This is a genomic window from Faecalicoccus pleomorphus DSM 20574, from assembly GCF_000420345.1.
GTDB classification, from domain to species: domain Bacteria; phylum Bacillota_I; class Bacilli_A; order Erysipelotrichales; family Erysipelotrichaceae; genus Faecalicoccus; species Faecalicoccus pleomorphus.
Genome location: NZ_ATUT01000007.1, coordinates 62,536 through 79,825, shown reverse-complemented (window position 1 = coordinate 79,825; position 17,290 = coordinate 62,536). Strand labels below are relative to the sequence as shown.

The following is a 17,290-nucleotide window of genomic DNA, read 5'->3' as shown; positions in this document are numbered from 1 at the left end:
CCGCAATCTCTGCAAAGATACTTTTGCCTGTGCTTTTTGTTAAATCCATTTTTCACAAAATGAAAAGATCCACAGTGCGGACAACGGGATACAGTAGATTCAATATTTTCTGAATTTGTTGTATCCAGAGTTATTTTGTCGCTTGTCAGTTTATAAATGAAGGCTTGAATGAATTCGAGTTCTACTGGTTTTAGATGGTTCAAGAATGTTTCATTAATCATAGGGAATCTCCTTTACATGTCAAAGAATATCCCTGAATCTGACGCTATTCATGTTAGGTCATCAACTTTTTAGTTGAATTTAGCGTAAAAAATGATAAAAATTGTAAAGCGAATAAAGCCAGAATCCATGCGGTGACAGTTTACTTTTCTTGATGTATATTCTATAATTTAGACGTTGAAAAAAAGGAGATCTAGTATGAAAATTTCATCATTACAAAAGGCAAGATATGAATATTCGCCAAAACTTCCTGGAATGTTAAGACATGGAATTTCAGCCATCTGTGTCAAGGAAGGTGAAGAAACACAAAGCGTTGCCGATCAGGAAACGATTAAAGCATTGTTCCCAAATACTTATGGGAAAAAAGAAATCACTTTTGAAAAAGGTGAAAATACATCGGAAGCTAAAAAACAGGTTGTCGGTGTTATCCTTTCTGGAGGTCAGGCTCCAGGTGGACACAATGTTATTTGTGGATTGTATGATGCTTTAAAGGCAACAAATCCGGAAAATGAATTATATGGATTTAAGAATGGTCCTAGTGGATTGATCGAAGATGATTATTTGATCTTTGATGATGAATATATTGATGAATACAGAAATACCGGAGGATTTGATATTATCGGTTCCGGACGTACCAAACTGGAAACACAGGAACAGTTTGCCGTAGCTGCCGAAGTCTGTAAAAAACATGGTATTACGGCTATCGTAATCATCGGTGGAGATGACTCTAACACCAATGCAGCTGTATTAGCCGAATATTTTGCAGCTAATAACACTGGTGTACAGGTTATCGGTTGTCCAAAAACAATTGATGGTGACTTGAAAAATGAAGATATCGAATGTTCTTTCGGTTTTGATACGGCCACTAAGACATATAGCGAACTAATTGGAAATATCGAACGTGATGCCAATTCTGCTAAGAAATATTGGCACTTCATTAAAGTTATGGGACGCTCTGCTTCTCATGTAGCTTTGGAATGTGCTTTGGAAACACAGCCTAATATCTGTCTGGTATCTGAAGAAGTTTCTGCCAAGAAAATGTCTTTATCACAGATTGCCGATTACATTGCTGATTCAGTAGAAAAACGTGCTGCCAAAGGTATGAACTTTGGTGTTGCCATCATTCCGGAAGGTGTAGTAGAATTTGTACCTGAATTCTCTAAATTGATTGCGGAAATTAATGAATTGTTAGCCGGAAGCAAAGCTGACGAATTTAATGCTTTACCTACATGGAAAGATAAATATGCTTTCATCGAAAATGGTTTGACAAAAGAATCGATGGACGTATTTGCAATTTTACCGGAAGGCATTCAGCAGCAGTTGTTCTTAGAACGTGACCCTCATGGAAACGTACAGGTTTCTTTGATTGAATCTGAAAAGTTGTTCTCTGCTTTAGTAGCTGATAAATTGGCAGAAAGAAAAGAAGCTGGTACTTATAAAGGAAAATTCAATGCATTACATCACTTCTTTGGTTATGAAGGACGTTGTGCATTCCCATCTAACTTTGATGCGGATTATTGTTATTCATTAGGATACAATGCCTTTATGCTAATTCAGTATGGTTACACGGGATACTTATCTAAGATTTCCAACTTGTCAAAACCAGCTAATGAATGGGTTGCCGGAGGTATGCCGATCACTAAGATGATGAACATCGAAAGACGCCATGGAGAAGACAAACCAGTTATCAAAAAAGCGCTGGTTGAATTGGAAGGAAAACCATTTAAATATTTTGAAGCACATCGTGAAGAATGGGCTGAAAACACATGTTATGTATATCCAGGTGCTATCCAGTATTATGGACCGGCTGATGTATGTGACATCACCACAAAAACTTTAGCTTTAGAACAAGGTGAATAAGTTTTACTTGTTTGTAAACAAAAACAGACTACAATGGCATTCTATGTCCGTGTAGTCTTTTTATTTCGTTTAAAATCTTGTCTGGTAAAGATAAAACAGTAGTGAAGTTTACAGAAACTTTGATTTTTTTGTAGAATATGCAGAAAATAACGTGTTTAAAAAAGTGATCATGATAGATCACCGTCATGGACCTGTTTAGTCTTTATAATTTTTGAGTATGGCCCGAATGACTTCGAATAAATAAGGTTTGTATTCCTGAAAAGGAAGCGGTTTTTGATACAGAATGGAGTTGTAACAAGTGCTGCCTACAGTTTCGATGATAATGAATAAGATAATATCCGGTCTTTTAAAGGTATAGCCACTTTTTTTGGCTAATAAAGTAAATTGTTGAAGCATACCGATTTCTTCATTATCCATGGTTGTCTGCAGTTGCTCATGAAAGATGCCCCAGGATAGATTTCGTTCAATAAATTTTAAAATAGCTGGATTATCTTCTAAGCTCAACAAAACCTGATTGATGATGAAAATGATCGCATCTTCAAAATTTTGAATATCATTTTTCTCCAGTTTTTCTCTGGCTTCCTGAAACAAACGAGCCGCTTCTTTTTGAATAAGTACGTCACGAATCTGGTATTTATCTTTAAAGTACAGATAAAAGGTTCCTTTTGCTACATTGGCTTTTTTTACGATATCCTGAACGGTTACGGAATGGATATCTTTTTTTGTGAACAGGTCAAAAGCGCTGTTTAAAAGCGCAGTTTCCTTATTTCTCTTATTTTCCAGCACTTTGGATTTCATAGTATCACCACGTATAGTATAGACAAAAATATACGTTTGGTCAATTTTTATTTCTTAATATAAAGGTTATATTAAAAATTATATTAAATAATTGACTAAGAGTCATTTTTGTACTATACTTTTGTCCATGTTGAGAAAGGATAGAGAATATGGATAGAATTTCTAAGTTTATTGTCAGATACAGAAACAAGATTTTGCTTGTTGCTGTACTGCTCTTGATTCCCAGTGTGATCGGTTATTTAAATACGGGAATCAATTATGATATTCTTTCCTACCTGCCTAAAGAAGCGGAATCGATGAAGGGACAGGAAGTCCTGGATAAGGATTTTAATCTGGCCAGTGTAGGAATGATGGTAACCAATGATCTCTCGGATAAAGAGGTTGTTTCTTTAAAAGATAAGATTGAAAAGATCGACGGGGTCAAAAAAGTATTCTGGCGAGATGATGTTTTGGATATCACCTTTCCTAAGGAAATGATACCGGAAGCCCTTCAAAAACAGTTATATTCCAAAGATTCCACTTTGATGATCGTCACCTTTGAAGAAGATACAGCTTCGGAGAAAACCATGGATGCGATTGCGAAGATCAAAGAAGTATCGAACAAGGATTGTTATTTAGGGGGAATGAGTGCTATTGCGCAGGATACCAAGGATCTGGCTAATTCAGAGACTGTCAAATATGCTGTGATTGCCGTTTTGTTAAGTCTGGTTGTGCTGTATTTAGGACTTGAATCTTCCGTAGCACCTTTGATCTTTATGTTGGGTATGGCTTTTCCCATCATCTATAACTTTGGAACCAACATCTTCTTAGGAAAGATTTCTTATATTACACAGGCTTTGGCGATGATCTTACAATTAGCGGTGACAATGGATTATTCGATTTTCCTTTTACATCGCTATCAGGAAGAAAAGAAAAAAGCAGAGAATACGACCAATGACATGGCCATGGTCAAGGCCATTCAGGCTACTTTTACTTCCATCACATCCAGTTCGGTGACAACGATTGCCGGATTCTTATCGCTTTGTTTCATGCAACTAAGACTGGGTGGCGATATTGGTATCGTGATGGCTAAAGGGGTTGTGCTGGGAGTCATTTGTACGATTTTTGTTCTACCTAGTCTATTGATGATCTTTGATCGCCAAATTGAAAAATACACACATAGAACATTGATTCATGAACTCAAAAAAGTGCCTGGTTTTGTGGTTCGACATGCCAAGTTTTTGCTGTTGATCGGAATTTGTATCTTTATTCCTATGGGTTTTGCACAGGCCAATGTCAAGCAATACTATGATCTGACCAGTACATTGCCATCTGATCTTTCCAGTATGAAGGGAACGGAAGAACTAAAAGATAAATTTAATATGAATACGACTCACTTCATTTTGGTCAGCGATACATTACCGACAAAGGATATCCAGGAACTTTCCGGAAAGATTGAAAACATTGAGGGGATTGAAAATGTCTTGGCCTATGAAAATTTTGTCGGCGGTGGGGTTCCCGGCACATTTGAGCCGGAAGCCATTAAAGATATTTTTGAAAATGGCGGCTATAAACTGTTGATTGCCAACAGTGATTATCATGCGGCTACGGATGAAGAAAATAAGCAGTTGGACAAGATTCATGAAGTTTTGAGTCAATATGACAAAAAAGCGCTGATCACCGGTGAGGGCATGTTGTCAAAGGATTTGATTACCACGACCAACGAAGATTTTAAGGTCGTAAATGTATTATCGATTTTGGCAATTTTTGTGATCATCTTGATTACGTTTAAATCGATTGCGTTGCCGTTTATCTTAGTGCTGGCAATTGAATTGGCAATCACGATCAACATGGGTATTCCTTATCTGACACATACGACATTGCCATTTATTGCCGGCATTGTGATCGGTACGATTCAGTTAGGAGCCTGTGTGGATTATGCGATCTTGATGACAACGCGATTTAGAGAAGAACTCAGTTTAAATAAGAGCGGAAAAGAGGCCATACGAGTTGCGATTCAAAAGACATCTCCTTCGATCATTACCAGTGGCTGCTCCTTCTTTGCGGCTTGTATTGGAGTGTCTTTGATATCTCGTATGGATTTAATTTCCAGCCTTTGTGAGCTTTTGGCAAGAGGGGCCATCATTTCTGTCATCAGTATTATCTTCATCTTGCCTAGCATGCTTTTATTAGGACATAAGCTTATTGAAAAAACAACGAAAAAATGGCCGATAGCTAAGGAGGATCAGTATGAATAAAAATATTAAGGTAATGGGCAGTGTGATCTTAAGTGCCGTATTGGCACAATCCATGCTTCCGCTTCATGTTTATGCATTAGAGGATGAAAATCCGACACAGAAAACAGAAACTGTCTATGCGGTTTTAAATGCCGATGGATCGATCTCGGATACGATCGTATCCAGCTGGCTGCACGATGATGACAGCATCCATAACATCAAGGAGACGCTGGATGAAACCGATGTAGAAAATGTCAAAACTGATGAGGAGCCCGAAGTGGATGGCAATGTCTATACTTGGAACAGCAAGCATAACGATATTTACTATCAGGGTAAGACAACAAAGCAGCTTCCCATTGAAGTAAAAATTACATACGAGTTGGATGGACACCAATTGAGCGCAAAAGAAGTAGCCGGACAAAGCGGACATTTGAAATTGACAATTCACTTTGAAAATCTTGAATCAAAAACGGTCTATGCGGATGGAAAAGCCATTACCGTACATCCCAGCTTTTTAGCCGGAGGTCTTTTGACTCTGAATGCAGATCATTATGAGAATGTATCTTGTTCCAATGGAAAAATCGTGAATGATGGTACAAATGAAGTGCTGGCCTTTGCGAATGTACCGGGATTGGCTGATACTTTACAGGAAGCTGGATTAAATAAGATCATCGATCAGTTACATATCAGTGATGATACAGTGATTGAAACCGATGTAAAGGATTTTGATTTAGGATCGATCATGATCGCCATGACCAATGAAATCTCTTTAGATGAATTGGCTGGTCAATTATCCATTGGAGATCTGACAGGCGGTATCGATCAGCTGGTATCGGTTTCTGATCAGTTGTTAGATGGTTCTAAACAGTTGTATGAAGGTACGACAGAATTAAAGGAAGGTGCTAAACCTTTAACGAGTGCTACACCACAGATCCAACAGTTGGCCGATGCATCAACACAATTACATACAGGCTCCAGTTTGTTGTTGGATGGAATCAAAGCATATACACAGGGAGTAACACAGCTGGACAAGGGAAATCAAAAGTTAACAGCTATACCGGCCGCTATGCAGCAAACCGTACAGGGAAGTACATCTTTATCACAAGGGTCACAAAAGCTACAGGAAGGTCTGGCACAACTGGAAGAACAGGTGAATGGACTGGATAAAAATACTTTATCAAAGCTTACACAGGCGATGAATACGACCAAACAAGAATTAACTACGTTACAAACACAGCTTTCTACTTCTAAAGAAGCTTTGACTTCTTTAGAGAACAGTTTACAAACAGTTCAACAGGCTATGACTGGATTGGATACTTTCCAGACACAATTTGAGGCTCTTGTGGCTTCGGTAAATCAAACTGTGGAAAACGATCAAAGTAAGATTCAAAGTTTTAATGCCCAGTTAGAAAGCGCAAAAGAGGCACAGTTGCAGGCATTGCAATCATCCATCCAAGCTTTACAAACCAGCAAATCTGCAATTCCACAGGAGGATACAACAGGAGCCGCTTCTAAGATCGATGAACAGATTACCGGTCTGCAAACTCAATTACAAGTTGTTCAAAGTATTGATGTTCAGGGTTATACACTGGAAACGTTAGATGTACAAAAAGCGCAGCTACAAACCTTGCTTTCTCAGACTAAGCAGTCTTTGGAAGGCCTGTCAAAGGTCATGGAAGGTACAAAATCAGATATGCAAAAGCTGCAGACATCTATGCAGACAGCCGCTCAGTCCATGGCTGCCTTAGAACAAATCATGACAGGTGTTCATCAGAATATGAGCGATCAAGATTTTGTTCAACTCATCACAAAGCTGCAGGGTGGAGTCAGTCAGTTAAAAGAAGGCGCTGATCAGCTTCATACGGGTTCTGTAGCCTTGGAATCAGGACTTCAACAGCTTCAAAGTGAATCCAAGACAGCTGTTGATCAGTTAAATGCCGGTTCTCAACAAATTGTATCTAAAAATGAAGAATTGATCAGTGGTGCTTCCTTATTAAATGAAGGAACAGCGCAGTTGGAAGGACAAAAATCAAAATTAATGGAGATGAGCGATGGTCTTGTACAGCTACAAAGTGCTTTTGATACATTAGAGAATGGAGCTAAGCAGCTTTATGATGGACAAAGTCAATTCAATGAGCAGGGTATGAATAAACTAAAAGAAACGGCAGATTTGACAACATCGGAGTTTAACACACTACAAACTGTGTTTGATCAAATCGATGCATTGAACAAGGAACATAAATCATTTGCGGGTACACCGGATAATTCGGAAAACATTGTTCGATTTGTATTCCGAACCAAGGATATCGAATCAAAAGATGAATAAAAAAAGATCAGCTAGGTACAAAATCGTATCTAGCTGATCAATTTTTTTGTTATTTCTGTTTTTTCATATGAGGTTCTAAAAGCTTCATCATCAAAGGAACCAGAACGATACCCAGAATGAAGGTTGGAATCATATAAGTTGCCTGATATGTGATGGATCCCCAAAGTGGTGTTTCCCAAACCACAACACCGCTGATCGTGGAACAGATAAAGCGGATCGCATTTGTTACAAGTACACCGGAATAGAAATAACCAAAGTTTGGAAACAGGCTGGCTAAGCCATAGGCCGCAAAGGCAAGCAGATAATCCAAAAGGAATCCGATGAGTGTTGGTGTGTACATAGGTCCGGTGATAAATTGGGCAAATACCGCAACTACCGCAACAAATAATCCTTTTTGCCATCCTAAATGATAGCTAGCAATCAACAAAGCCAGTGTGGATACACCTAAGCTTCCACCATTAGGCATTTGCAGGATCGGCATGGTATTAATAAAAGTATCCAATACCATAAAGAGGGCTACATAAAAAGCCATCAACACAACATCTCTGACAGATAAATTCTTTCCCATAAAAAAACACCTCCATTTGAGGCGTAAGGAATTCAAAAAAAGCTTTGAAGACTCCCTACGCTAGAATTACCTAGATCAGGTCATAAGGGACCGTATAAATACATCTCAGCCTAAATAGGCGCCCCTGTCTTGACTTGTATATTATAATCGAAACAGATTTGATTTTAAAGTATTTTGTTTGAAGCTTTAGGATATTGGCTGTGTATTTTGTTATGGTATAATCACAATAGTAAATAAAGGGGCTTTCTGTATGCCGCAACAACCGATGTTTCGAAAAGCGCAAAGAGAGGATGTACCACTCATCTTAAACTTTATTCGTGAATTGGCAGAGTATGAGGGTATGTTGGATGAAGTGGTAGCTGATGAGACAACTTTAGAAACATGGATCTTTGATCATCAAAAAGCAGAAGTAATCTTTGTATTAGATCAAGGCCAAGAAGTCGGCTTTGCCTTGTTTTTCCATAATTTTTCGACTTTTTTAGGAAGAGCCGGAATTTATTTAGAGGATTTGTATGTCAAAGAAGAGTATCGTCATCAAGGGTATGGAAAAGCCATCTTAAAAGAATTGGCTCACATTGCGGTAGAGCGTGGATGTGGACGTTTGGAGTGGTGGTGCCTGGATTGGAACCAGCCAAGTATTGACTTTTACCTTTCCCTGGGAGCACAGCCTATGTCGGATTGGACGGTGTATCGGATCAGTGGTTCTACACTAAAATCCATGGCAGAAGAATGAGAACATCGATGTGATTCAAGACAAATAAAAAGGAGAATATATGTGGCTTTTATGTACAGCATTCAGCTTAGTATTTACAATAGCTCATATAGGGCATAGAGTTTCAAAAAGGAAAGGGTCTGTACTGTTGTTAGTTCTTTCGCTTTTATCTGTCATCTTGAATCTATTATCCATCTATATTCAGATTGCAGAATGGATCCGTTACCAGGATTGGTTGGCCTTGGAAGATGTAGTGCCAACGATGCAGCCGATATTGTTTATCTATGTACTGTGTGTTGTCCTGATAAATCTTTTTTTATACCATGGAAATAAAGGGTATAAAGCCTATAAATAGATATAGTAATGAAAGAATGTTACAATACAAAATACAGAAAAGAGGTTCAATATGAAATTTCAAAAATCAAAAGTTGTTGTTATAGGCGTTGGAAATGTAGGAGCGACTACGGCATATAGTATTATCAATCAAGGGCTTTGCGAAGAAATTGTGTTGATGGATGTCAATAAAGAAAAAGCTGTGGGAGAGACCCTGGATATGCAGCAGGCAATTCATTTTATGAATCGAAACATGGTGGTTCGAGCCGGAGACTATGTCGATTGTAAAGATGCGGATATTGTCATCATTACGGCTAGTGCACCAATGCCAAAAGATTCGAATGATCGTTTAGAAATGTTGCAGCCAAGCATTCATATTATGAAAGATATTGTTTCATCTGTGATGGAAAGCGGCTTCAATGGAATTTTTATTGTTGTGTCCAATCCGGTCGATATCATGACGTATCTGGTATGGAAATTTTCAGGACTTCCTGCCAGTCAGGTCATTGGAAGCGGCACCGCTTTAGATACGGCAAGGCTTTGCTGCAGCCTGGCTTCGATGTATGATCTGGATTCAAAAAGCGTACATGCCTATATTTTGGGCGAACATGGTGATAGTGAGATGGTTGCCTGGTCTTCATCTACGATCGGTGGAAAGCTGTTATCGGATGTATTGAGCGATAATGTGGAGCGTACCCAAAATGAGACAGAAGAGAGTTTATTGGAACAGACCAAACAGGCTGGTTGGGAAATTTTCAGCCGTAAAGGAAATACGTGCTATGGAATTGCCGCTTCTACGACAGCTATCGTAAAATCCATCTTATTTAATGAAAACCGAATTTTACCAGTCAGTGTTTTGGTCAATGGCATTTATGGTATTGAGAATGTGTATTTATCGGTACCGACCATTTTAAATGGTTCCGGCGCTAAGGAAACGGTTGAAATTCGTCTGGATGAAAAGGAAAAGAAAGCCTTGTTGGAATCGGCTACACTTTTGAAGTCTATTTATACAGATTTACAGGTGTAGAGTTTAAATTATTTGCGAAACAGACCGAAATGGATTAGAATAGTTTCATGAAAATTAATAGTGAAACCATTATATTAGACAGTGATCCAAGAATTCGTACAAAAAGTGAGAAAGTAGAACTGCCATTATCGGCGCAGGATCGTCAGTTATTGGAAGATATGCTGACCTATGTTCGTCATTCTCAGGATGATGAGATTGCGCAGGCAGAGGGATTACAGCCGGCTGTAGGGATTGCGGCGATCCAGCTGGGTATCCCTAAGCAGTTGATTGCGGTCGTTGTGCCGGAAGAAGATGGTGTACAGGAAGCTGCATTAGCCAATCCGAGAATCGTTTCCGAATCGGTACAAAACGGATATCTGGAAAATGGCGAAGGCTGTTTATCGGTAAAAGATGAGCATCCTGGACATGTGTTCCGTCACGCCCGCATCAAAGTACGTGGCTATGATCTGATTCAGGATAAAAATGTAACAATCAGTGCAGAAGGTTATTTTGCGATAGCCCTTCAACATGAAATTGATCATCTATCCGGTATTTTATTCTATGATCGCATTGATGAAAACGATCCATGGAAAGAAGATCCAGAAGCAGAAGTTATCTAATACTCTGCTTTTTTAATTGTTAAGGTATAGGGGTTTTGTTATAATTTAAGAAAGATTAACATATGTTTATTGTATAGAAAAGAGGAATTTATGCCAAAACAGATGAACAGTAGTTTTGGTCATGCTCAATCAAAGAAAACATATCATACAAAGAATCGTGTTGAAAAAAACGATACATTGATTTACGCCCTGGGGGGACTGGGCGAAGTCGGAAAAAATATGTATTGTTACGAACATGAGAATGAGATTTGTATCGTTGACTGTGGTGTGTTATTTCCCGGAGATGATCTTTTAGGTGTTGATTATGTCATTCCGGATTACCATCATTTGATTCGCATGAACAAAAAAAGAAAATTTTTAGTGATTACCCATGGTCATGAAGATCATATTGGAGGTATCCCTTTCTTATTAAAGCAGGTCAATATCGATGCTATTTATGCACCGCGGTTTGCCAAAGCATTGATACAGAAAAAGCTTTCGGAGCATAAAGGGCTGGAGCGTACAAAAATCATTGAGATAAATGATGAGTCCCGGATTCATACAAAGTATTTTACGGTAGGTTTCTTTAATACGATTCATTCTATTCCGGATTCTTTAGGTGTCTTGATCACAACGCCAAATGGTTCGATCGTACATACCGGTGACTTTAAATTTGACTTGACACCGGTTGGTACGAATGCCGACTATCAGAAAATGGCCTATATCGGTGTATTGAAGCCGGATCTTTTGATGTCGGATTCAACTAACTCCGGTGTAGAAGATTTTTCGATTTCGGAAAAGAAGGTCGCCAATGAAATTCTGGATATTATGCGTAAGACCAAACAGCGATTGATCGTTGCGACATTTGCTTCTAACGTTCATCGTGTTTCGCAAATATTAGAAGCGGCTATCAAGTGTGGACGTAAGGTCATTGTCTTTGGTCGAAGCATGGAAAATGTTGTCGATATTGGTCGAAAGATGGGTACGATCAAAGTAAAAAACAGTGATTTTTTAAGTCCGGATGAATTAGCCCATATTCCGGATGAGAAGGTCTGCATTATTTGTACCGGATCTCAGGGAGAACCGTTAGCCGCTTTAAGCCGTATTAGTAACGGAACACATCGCTATATCCATATCAAACCGGGAGATACGATCGTGTTCAGTTCCAATCCGATTCCGGGTAATGCTTCCAGTGTTAATAAAGTGATCGATAACTTGTTTAGAAGCGGTGCGACTGTATTGACAAAGTCGATCTTAAACAATCTGCATACAACAGGACATGCGTCCAAGGAAGAACAAAAGCTGATGTTGCAGCTGATCAAACCACGTTATTTTATGCCGATCCATGGCGAATATAAGATGTTGATGCAGCACCGGCAGACGGCTATGGAAGTCGGTGTTCCCAAAGAAAAGATCTTTGTCTGCGCCAATGGAGATATTCTGATTTTACGAAACCACGAGGTTCTTCAAAGTGATTGGCGATATCAAGGTGACGATATTTATGTAGATGGAAATGATATTTCCGGTTTATCAACAGCTGTATTAAAGGATCGTCGCATTTTGGCCGATAATGGTTTAGTGTCTGTTATTATTGCGATTGATTCGAAAACAAATAAAATTTTGATGCGTCCGGTTATAGTGAGCCGAGGCTTTGTCTTCATTAAAGACTCACAGGGGTTGATCAAAGAGGCTGAATTTATCGTACACAATTCCTTACAAGAGAAAATGAAGGAAAAGACGACGTTCTCAGAAATCAAAAACTGTGTTCGTTCTACCTTGGAACCTTATTTGTATAAGAAGACACATCGAAATCCAATCGTGATTCCGGTCATTATCAATTCACGCCAAACGATGGAAGAAATTCAACAGAAGCGTTTGGCAAAACAACGGGTTCGTAAGAAGGAAGAAGTATAAAATGAAGTTTAGGAGAGCAAGAAACGCTCTCCTTTTTAAAACTCGATTTTAATGAATATAAGCCTACAAATTAGAAAAAGAGATATTAAAATTTTATGTAGACAGAAAATGCATGACTAGATTCACCATGGTTTCTTTTTCTTCCGGCATAGATTGAGCAATCATCAAAGTAATCGCAACCAGAGTATTATTGGAAATGATTTGTTTGCCATTGACAAAAAGATGATGGTTCTTGTTTAAAAATTCTAGAAATATTGTCATCCCAATTCTTTTGCAACCATCCACAAACGGATGATCTTTGATCAAAAAATAGAGAAGGTGAGCCGCTTTTTCTTCCATGCTTGGATAAGCTCCTGACCAAAGACATTTTGATAGATCGCTTCAAGAATTCCTTTTAGTTTTCCTTCAAATTGAACTTGTGCGTTTTCCGCACATGTTGAAGTTTCATCAAGTTCTTTGTCATTATAAATGTTTCGAATGTGACGAGTGATTCTTGATCGATCTACATCAAATAGTGTGGCCATCTGGTCTTGTGATAGCCAAACATCCTCACGATTTTCACTTACAGTTACTTCTAATTCCAATTCACCATTTTTAAATAGTACAATATCCTTTGTCATGTGATTCTCCTTCTGGAAAATAAAAATTTTTTCTTAAAGAAAATTCTAAATAGAGAATCTTACTAAAAAATGACGGACAAGCCTTTTAAGGGTGTAAAGGTGGATAAAAGGCATCAAATCTGTCTATATTTTTTGGAATAAAATGAGAAATCAGTAGAAGTTTAGATTGACTTATAAAATCCATGCTTTTTCATTTTGCAGGTATATTCACATTCTTTTATTAAATCTATGGTAGAATGGATACTGGTGATAACATGACAACATTACAAAAACGACTTTTAGTTGTGATCAGTATTTTGACAGCTTTTATGGTTTTTGTCGCATCCAGTCTGTTTATGGCCTTTATGATCAATCCAGATCAGCTTTATGTACGCTATCAAAGCGTTGAAGATACAAAGATTTCGCAAGATATTGGCGTAGTTTCCATGGTGTATTTTACAGATGTGCAATATGGCAAATTTCAAGATGATGCCCGTATGGAAAAGTTGATTCATACGATACAGGATTTAGATCCTGGCATTGTGATCTTTGGTGGCGATCTCTATGATGATGCTTATACGCCCAGTGAAGAATCCAATCAAAAGTTGATACAGTATTTCAACCAGATCGAGGCACCATTAGGTAAGTTTTGTGTGCTGGGCGAAAAAGATCAGAATGAAACAAAGTCACAGTCTGTACAGAGCATCTTGAATAACAGTGGCTTTGAGATTCTATCCAATACATCTGTACGGCTTTTAAACTGTATTCGTTTGACCGGTTTAGCAACAACACCGGATTATTCCATTTTGAGCGCGAATGCGGCACAAGAATATAATATCGTAGTCAGTCACTATCCCGATGTTTTGTTGGATCAGAGCCTGCAATCGACTGCGATATCTTTGGCTTTAGCAGGACATGCACATGGTACGCAGTTAACGTATCCATGGATCGGCGCTTACCGAGGCGTAGAAGGAGCGACTTCCTTGAATCGGGCACAATCTGTGAATCTGCCATTTGAAACGATTCTTTCGGCTGGTGTGGGATGCACAAAGGTGGATGCTCGTTTAAATGCTGACCCGGAAATTCATTACTTCTTATTTTCACATAAGAACTGATAGGCTTTGGTTGTGCTTGGTATTGTGATAAAATGACCCAGTCAGGGGGATCTATGTTTAAAAGAAAAGTAAAAAAAGTGCAGAAGCAACAGAAAGAAAAAAAGAAGCGAAAACCGCAATGGGGGCTGTTTTTTGATAAAGTACGTCACTTTTTTTCTTTAACACCTAAAAGTGACAGAATCGTAACATTAGCGGTGCTTTTGTTAGTGTTGTGTGGAACGGTCATGATCATTTCCACCAATGTTGGTGGTACGACTTCAAATGCCAATATTGTTTTGATGACAACAATTCGACAAGTAGTCTATTTGGTCATATCATTTTTGTTTATGTGGGCAGCCAATCATATTTTTAACTTTAAATGGTTCAGCAAGGCACAAAATATGATTCTAATCTTTGCGTTTATTTTTATGTTGATGCCATTAGCGTTTGCCGCATCCGGAGGTTCCCATGCCTGGATCCGTTTGCCAGGAGGTGTGACGATACAGCCGGCAGAATTCGCAAAACCTTTGTTGATCCTTGTGTTCGCAACTTCCTTGTATCAGGCCAGAAAGGATGCGAGCATGACAAGACATTGGCAGATCTTGTTTCGAAAGCCGTTCATTTGCTGGGCGATGCTGATGGTAGGGATTGTCCTGCAACATGACTATGGAACCGGCTTTATCATTTCCTTTATATTCTTTATCTGTTTGATGATTCCGGCGTACCCGCAAATGGAGACATTTCAAAAATGGCTGCGACGGATCATCGGTACGGTTTTTATCGTGGCACTTGTTTTGTTCTGGGTGACGGACATCGGTACATCCATTTTGTCGCATACACCTTTGGCACATATTGCCACGCGTATTGAAAATGCGAAAAATCCTTATACAGATGTTTACGGAAGTGGATATCAGCCGGCTAATGCCTTATATGGAATTGGAAGCGGCGGCTTATTTGGTCGTGGAATTGGTGGTTCGCTGCGTAAATATGGGTATTTGACACAGGCAGATAATGATTATATTTTAGCGGTCATTATTGAAGAAACCGGAATTTTTGGTTTGGGCATTCTTTCTTTATTATATGGATTGTTGATCTACCGCTTTTTCTACTATGCATTTAAGACCAATGAATTTACCTACAAGACCGTGCTTGTGGGTTCCAGCGCTTATTTGTTTATCCATTTTGTACTGAATGTAGGTGGTGTTTCCGGCTTGATCCCATCGACCGGTGTTCCGCTTTTGTTTATCAGTAGTGGTGGTTCTTCCTTGATGGCGGCGTTTATCACTATAGGGTTATGCCAGCAGTGTATTTCCCAAATTCGGTTAAAGGAGATGAAATCGAATGCGTATCGTATCCGGTAAATTTGGCTCTCGAAAGCTGGTCAGCGTGGATGGAATGATGACCAGACCGACATCGGATAAAGTTAAGGGGGCCATTTTCTCCAGTTTAGGAAATCAATTTTCAGGCGGTACTATGTTGGATTGTTACAGCGGTACAGGAAATATGGCATTGGAAGCTATCTCACGAGGAATGGATCGTGCTGTATGTGTAGAAATTAATAAAAAGGCTGTGCAGGTGATTCGCACCAATGTCAAAAATCTGGGTGTATCGGATCAAGTTAAGGTGATTTCGGGAAATATCTTTTCTGTTTTATCACAGCTGCAAACGACATTTGATTTGGTCTATGTCGATCCACCTTATAAAAAAGAAGAAAATATGAAGCTATTGGAAGCACTGGATTCTTACAATCTGGTCAATGAAGATGGACACGTGGTTATTGAAAGCCTTGCCACACAAACTTGGCCGGATCAGGTAGGTCATTTTTATAAATATAAAGAAAAAACATATCGGGATACAAAAATAACGTATTATAGAAAGGAAACCAAATCATGACAAAAGCTTGTTTTTGCGGAACCTTTGATCCTTTGACCAAAGGCCATATAGATATAATTGAAAGAGCTGCCGGTATTTTTGAGGAAGTGATTGTCTTTGTATCCGTAAACAGTGAAAAGAAAGAGCAGTTTCCTAAGGAACAGCGGATGTATTGGATCAAACAGGCAACATCTCACTTAAAAAATGTGCGTTGTGCCATACAGACAGGCTTGGTCGTAGAAGCTTGTAGAAAAGAAGGTGCCAGAGTTTTGGTTCGCGGATTGCGTAACTCTATCGATTTTCAATATGAGCAGAATATGGAAGCGATGAATCATCAAATGGCGCCGGAGATCGAAACAGTATTTTTGATGAGCGATCCGGCACATCTGTATTGTTCCAGCTCTAATGTTCGTGAACTGCTTCGGTACGGACAAGATGTATCCCATATGGTGCCGGAATGTGTATGGCAAGATTTAGAGAAGGTGAAAAGATGAAAGAATTTACAGAATGGATGACAGAAAATGGATTTCAGATAAAGGATCCGCAAATTTATCAGGAAGCCTGTACACATTCAAGCTATGCCAATGAGCATCATAAAAAAGGCAAGGATAATGAGCGCCTGGAGTTTATGGGCGATGCGGTCTTACAGATATGGAGTGCAGATCAGTTGTTTCATATGGAGCCGATCATGCGGGAAGGGCAAATGACAACCTTGCGTGCTCAAACGGTTTGTGAAGCAACCCTGGCGAAGTTAAATCAGAAGCTGGGCTGGTATGAATATTTAAAGCTTGGTGTTGGTGAAGAAAAAAATGGAGGACGCCATCGTGCCAGTATTTTAGCGGATCAATTTGAGGCCTGTCTGGGTGCTATTTATATTGACCAAGGCTATGGTGCCTGCGATGCGATCTTAAAAGAGCATATGTCTCCTTTGTTCAAGGCAGAAAAAAGTGAAGATGTAAAGGATTATAAAACCCATTTACAGGAAGTCATTCAGGCAGATACACGTAAGACCATTCAATATCGCTGTCTGCAGGAAATTGGGCCAAGCAACGCTCCGACATTTACGATGGGTGTATATTTGGATGATATATTGTTGGGAACCGGAACAAGCTCGACAAAGAAAAAAGCCGAGCAGCTGGCGGCTAAAGATGCGTTTGACAAAATGGTCAGATAA

At 39.1% G+C, this 17,290-nt stretch carries 18 protein-coding genes and 1 riboswitch; of the genes, 13 read left to right on the top strand and 5 right to left on the bottom strand.

Translation table 11 applies throughout. The annotated features are described in order from the left end of the window. Positions 1-221 (bottom strand): transposase-like zinc-binding domain-containing protein (locus tag G413_RS12295; RefSeq protein WP_027969055.1); only part of this gene is annotated, 221 nt, incomplete at its 3' end. A 196-nt stretch (positions 222-417) separates the two neighbouring features. Between G413_RS12295 and G413_RS0104760 the strand changes: the two genes are divergently transcribed. Then, positions 418-2,079 carry a diphosphate--fructose-6-phosphate 1-phosphotransferase gene (locus G413_RS0104760; protein WP_022789788.1) on the top strand — a complete coding sequence of 554 codons (1,662 nt, stop codon included), beginning with the start codon at positions 418-420 and terminating at the stop codon, positions 2,077-2,079. 195 nt (positions 2,080-2,274) lie between these two features. Here G413_RS0104760 and G413_RS0104755 read toward each other — a convergent pair whose 3' ends face one another. Then, positions 2,275-2,877 (bottom strand): TetR/AcrR family transcriptional regulator, encoded by a 603-nt coding sequence (locus G413_RS0104755; RefSeq protein WP_015536342.1) that lies wholly within the window; start codon positions 2,875-2,877, stop codon positions 2,275-2,277. A 149-nt stretch (positions 2,878-3,026) separates the two neighbouring features. Here G413_RS0104755 and G413_RS0104750 point away from each other — a divergent pair, with 149 nt between their 5' ends. Together G413_RS0104750 and G413_RS11755 are read left to right on the top strand one after the other, a co-directional pair. Continuing rightward, entirely contained in the window at positions 3,027-5,114 is a 2,088-nt protein-coding gene (locus G413_RS0104750) for an efflux RND transporter permease subunit (RefSeq protein ID WP_022789787.1), read from the top strand. Further along, positions 5,107-7,419, top strand: coding sequence for a coiled-coil domain-containing protein (locus tag G413_RS11755; RefSeq protein ID WP_022789786.1), 2,313 nt, complete (start codon positions 5,107-5,109; stop codon positions 7,417-7,419). The genes G413_RS0104750 and G413_RS11755 overlap by 8 nt, the downstream gene beginning before the upstream one ends. 49 nt (positions 7,420-7,468) lie before the next feature. Here the strand turns inward: G413_RS11755 and G413_RS0104740 are convergent, their stop codons facing one another. Then, positions 7,469-7,987, bottom strand: a complete 519-nt coding sequence (locus tag G413_RS0104740; protein WP_022789785.1) for an energy-coupled thiamine transporter ThiT — start codon at positions 7,985-7,987, stop codon at positions 7,469-7,471. 35 nt (positions 7,988-8,022) lie between these two features. Further along, positions 8,023-8,123: riboswitch (TPP riboswitch) on the bottom strand. A 114-nt stretch (positions 8,124-8,237) separates the two neighbouring features. On the opposite strand from G413_RS0104740, the gene G413_RS0104735 reads away from it, so the two are divergent. From G413_RS0104735 to rnjA, 5 genes are all read left to right on the top strand, one after another. After that, a complete protein-coding gene (locus tag G413_RS0104735; protein ID WP_022789784.1) occupies positions 8,238-8,720 on the top strand; it encodes a GNAT family N-acetyltransferase in 483 nt (160 codons plus the stop codon). Positions 8,721-8,760: 40 nt separating this feature from the next. Further along, positions 8,761-9,054: a hypothetical protein gene (locus tag G413_RS10980; protein ID WP_022789783.1), complete on the top strand. Its 294-nt coding sequence runs from the start codon at positions 8,761-8,763 to the stop codon at positions 9,052-9,054. Between the two features lie 51 nt (positions 9,055-9,105). Further along, positions 9,106-10,059, top strand: coding sequence for an L-lactate dehydrogenase (locus G413_RS0104725; RefSeq protein ID WP_022789782.1), 954 nt, complete (start codon positions 9,106-9,108; stop codon positions 10,057-10,059). Positions 10,060-10,106: 47 nt separating this feature from the next. After that, positions 10,107-10,658 (top strand): peptide deformylase, encoded by a 552-nt coding sequence (gene def / locus G413_RS0104720; protein ID WP_022789781.1) that lies wholly within the window; start codon positions 10,107-10,109, stop codon positions 10,656-10,658. A 102-nt stretch (positions 10,659-10,760) separates the two neighbouring features. Beyond that, entirely contained in the window at positions 10,761-12,551 is a 1,791-nt protein-coding gene (gene rnjA, locus G413_RS0104715; RefSeq protein WP_051130161.1) for a ribonuclease J1, read from the top strand. 93 nt (positions 12,552-12,644) lie between these two features. Here rnjA and G413_RS12405 read toward each other — a convergent pair whose 3' ends face one another. Continuing rightward, complete coding sequence (locus G413_RS12405) at positions 12,645-12,812, bottom strand: hypothetical protein (RefSeq protein ID WP_239458389.1); 168 nt, start codon at positions 12,810-12,812, stop codon at positions 12,645-12,647. Between the two features lie 41 nt (positions 12,813-12,853). Next, positions 12,854-13,171 (bottom strand): virulence RhuM family protein, encoded by a 318-nt coding sequence (locus tag G413_RS12395; protein ID WP_051130159.1) that lies wholly within the window; start codon positions 13,169-13,171, stop codon positions 12,854-12,856. Between the two features lie 254 nt (positions 13,172-13,425). Here G413_RS12395 and G413_RS0104705 point away from each other — a divergent pair, with 254 nt between their 5' ends. Genes G413_RS0104705 through rnc form a run of 5 tightly spaced genes read left to right on the top strand, consistent with a single transcriptional unit; the run spans position 13,426 to position 17,290 of the window. Next, the gene (locus G413_RS0104705; RefSeq protein WP_022789779.1) at positions 13,426-14,265 is read left to right on the top strand and encodes a metallophosphoesterase family protein; all 840 of its coding nucleotides are present in this window, start codon (positions 13,426-13,428) and stop codon (positions 14,263-14,265) included. Positions 14,266-14,318: 53 nt separating this feature from the next. Then, positions 14,319-15,605 (top strand): FtsW/RodA/SpoVE family cell cycle protein, encoded by a 1,287-nt coding sequence (locus tag G413_RS0104700; protein ID WP_022789778.1) that lies wholly within the window; start codon positions 14,319-14,321, stop codon positions 15,603-15,605. Beyond that, positions 15,586-16,137, top strand: coding sequence for a 16S rRNA (guanine(966)-N(2))-methyltransferase RsmD (gene rsmD / locus G413_RS0104695; RefSeq protein WP_022789777.1), 552 nt, complete (start codon positions 15,586-15,588; stop codon positions 16,135-16,137). The genes G413_RS0104700 and rsmD overlap by 20 nt, the downstream gene beginning before the upstream one ends. Further along, entirely contained in the window at positions 16,134-16,610 is a 477-nt protein-coding gene (gene coaD, locus G413_RS0104690; protein WP_022789776.1) for a pantetheine-phosphate adenylyltransferase, read from the top strand. The genes rsmD and coaD overlap by 4 nt, the downstream gene beginning before the upstream one ends. After that, a complete protein-coding gene (gene rnc, locus G413_RS0104685; protein WP_022789775.1) occupies positions 16,607-17,290 on the top strand; it encodes a ribonuclease III in 684 nt (227 codons plus the stop codon). The genes coaD and rnc overlap by 4 nt, the downstream gene beginning before the upstream one ends.

Excerpts from the sequence above, each read along its gene's own strand:
- rsmD (WP_022789777.1), top strand. The coding sequence starts at position 15,586 with ATGCGTATCGTATCCGGTAAATTTGGCTCTCGAAAGCTGGTCAGCGTG.
- rnjA (WP_051130161.1), top strand. The coding sequence starts at position 10,761 with ATGAACAGTAGTTTTGGTCATGCTCAATCAAAGAAAACATATCATACA.
- G413_RS12405 (WP_239458389.1), bottom strand. The coding sequence starts at position 12,812 with ATGACAATATTTCTAGAATTTTTAAACAAGAACCATCATCTTTTTGTC.
- rnc (WP_022789775.1), top strand. The coding sequence starts at position 16,607 with ATGAAAGAATTTACAGAATGGATGACAGAAAATGGATTTCAGATAAAG.
- G413_RS0104740 (WP_022789785.1), bottom strand. The coding sequence starts at position 7,987 with ATGGGAAAGAATTTATCTGTCAGAGATGTTGTGTTGATGGCTTTTTAT.
- G413_RS0104760 (WP_022789788.1), top strand. The coding sequence starts at position 418 with ATGAAAATTTCATCATTACAAAAGGCAAGATATGAATATTCGCCAAAA.
- G413_RS11755 (WP_022789786.1), top strand. The coding sequence starts at position 5,107 with ATGAATAAAAATATTAAGGTAATGGGCAGTGTGATCTTAAGTGCCGTA.
- coaD (WP_022789776.1), top strand. The coding sequence starts at position 16,134 with ATGACAAAAGCTTGTTTTTGCGGAACCTTTGATCCTTTGACCAAAGGC.
- G413_RS0104750 (WP_022789787.1), top strand. The coding sequence starts at position 3,027 with ATGGATAGAATTTCTAAGTTTATTGTCAGATACAGAAACAAGATTTTG.
- G413_RS0104705 (WP_022789779.1), top strand. The coding sequence starts at position 13,426 with ATGACAACATTACAAAAACGACTTTTAGTTGTGATCAGTATTTTGACA.
- G413_RS0104700 (WP_022789778.1), top strand. The coding sequence starts at position 14,319 with ATGTTTAAAAGAAAAGTAAAAAAAGTGCAGAAGCAACAGAAAGAAAAA.
- G413_RS0104735 (WP_022789784.1), top strand. The coding sequence starts at position 8,238 with ATGCCGCAACAACCGATGTTTCGAAAAGCGCAAAGAGAGGATGTACCA.
- def (WP_022789781.1), top strand. The coding sequence starts at position 10,107 with ATGAAAATTAATAGTGAAACCATTATATTAGACAGTGATCCAAGAATT.
- G413_RS12395 (WP_051130159.1), bottom strand. The coding sequence starts at position 13,171 with ATGACAAAGGATATTGTACTATTTAAAAATGGTGAATTGGAATTAGAA.
- G413_RS0104755 (WP_015536342.1), bottom strand. The coding sequence starts at position 2,877 with ATGAAATCCAAAGTGCTGGAAAATAAGAGAAATAAGGAAACTGCGCTT.
- G413_RS10980 (WP_022789783.1), top strand. The coding sequence starts at position 8,761 with ATGTGGCTTTTATGTACAGCATTCAGCTTAGTATTTACAATAGCTCAT.
- G413_RS0104725 (WP_022789782.1), top strand. The coding sequence starts at position 9,106 with ATGAAATTTCAAAAATCAAAAGTTGTTGTTATAGGCGTTGGAAATGTA.